Here is a 1368-nt window from a genome sequence, read left to right on the forward strand (position 1 = left end):
AGAAGTGCACCCCTTCCATTCCGTGGGCGTGGGAGTCGCCGAACAGGGAGGCTTTCCAGCCGCCGAAGCTGTAGTAGGCCATGGGGACGGGGATGGGGACGTTGATGCCGACCATGCCGACTTCGACTTCGTTTTGGAAGCGTCGGGCGGCGCCGCCGTCGTTGGTGAAGATGGCGGTGCCGTTGCCGTAGGGGTTGGTGTTGATGAGGTCGAGGGCTTGGTCGTAGGTGTCCACGCGTAGGACGGAGAGGACGGGGCCGAAGATTTCGTCGGTGTAGACGCTCATGTCGGGGGTGACGTTGTCGAGCAGGGTGGGGCCCAGCCAGAAGCCGTCTGCTCCGCCGTCGGCCTGGACCTGGCGGCCGTCGACGACGACTTTGGCGCCGTCGGCTTCGCCGGCGTCGATGTAGGAGGCGACCTTGTCGCGGTGGGCTTTGGTGACCAGGGGGCCCATGTCGGTGTTTTTGGTGCCGTCACCGATCTTCAGTCCGGTGGTGCGCTCTTGGATTTTGGCGACGAGGTCGTCGGCGATGGGGCCGACGGCCACGGCTGCGGAGATGGCCATGCAGCGTTCTCCGGCGGAGCCGAAGCCGGCGTTGACCATGGCGTCGGCGGCCAGGTCGAGGTCGGCGTCGGGCAGGATGACGGCGTGGTTTTTGGCTCCGCCGAGGGCTTGGACGCGTTTGCCGGCGGCGGTGGCGGTGGCGTAGACGTACTGGGCGATGGGGGTGGACCCGACGAAGCTGATGGCCTTGATGTTGGGGTTGGTCAGGAGTTCGTCGACGGCGGTTTTGTCGCCTTGCAGGACGTTGAACACGCCGTCGGGCAGGCCGGCTTCTTTCCACAGGTTGGCCAGCCACAGGGAGGCTGAGGGGTCTTTTTCCGACGGTTTGAGCACGACGGTGTTGCCGGCGGCGATGGCCAGGGGGAAGAACCACATGGGGACCATGGCGGGGAAGTTGAACGGGGAGATGATGCCGACCGGGCCCAGGGGTTGGAGGATGTTGTGGACGTCGACTTTGGTGGAGGCGTTTTCGGTGTAGCCGCCTTTGAGCAGGTGGGGGATGCCGCAGGCGAATTCGACGACTTCCTGGCCGCGGGCGACTTCACCGAGGGCGTCGGAGACGACTTTGCCGTGTTCGCTGGTGATGATTTCGGCGAGTTCGCCCTTGCGGGCGTTCAAGAGTTCGCGGAAGGCGAAGAGGATTTGGGTGCGCTTGGCCAGGGAGGTGTCGCGCCAGGCGGGGAACGCTGCGGCGGCGGCGTCGATGACTGCCCGGGAATCGGCGACCGAGGCCAGCGCGACCTGACCGGTCACCGCACCCGACGCCGGATTCGTCACGGGCGCGGTCTGCCCCGAGGTGCCTT

General features: G+C 66.2%; 1 protein-coding gene. It reads right to left on the reverse strand.

Annotation, left to right across the window (positions count from 1 at the left end; translation table 11 throughout):
• Nucleotides 1-1368 (reverse strand): CoA-acylating methylmalonate-semialdehyde dehydrogenase (locus IC40_RS0126300; RefSeq protein ID WP_030137634.1); only part of this gene is annotated, 1368 nt, incomplete at both ends.

Origin of the sequence: Mycolicibacterium neoaurum ATCC 25795, assembly GCF_000691525.1 — a bacterium.
GTDB classification, from domain to species: Bacteria; Actinomycetota; Actinomycetes; order Mycobacteriales; family Mycobacteriaceae; genus Mycobacterium; species Mycobacterium neoaurum.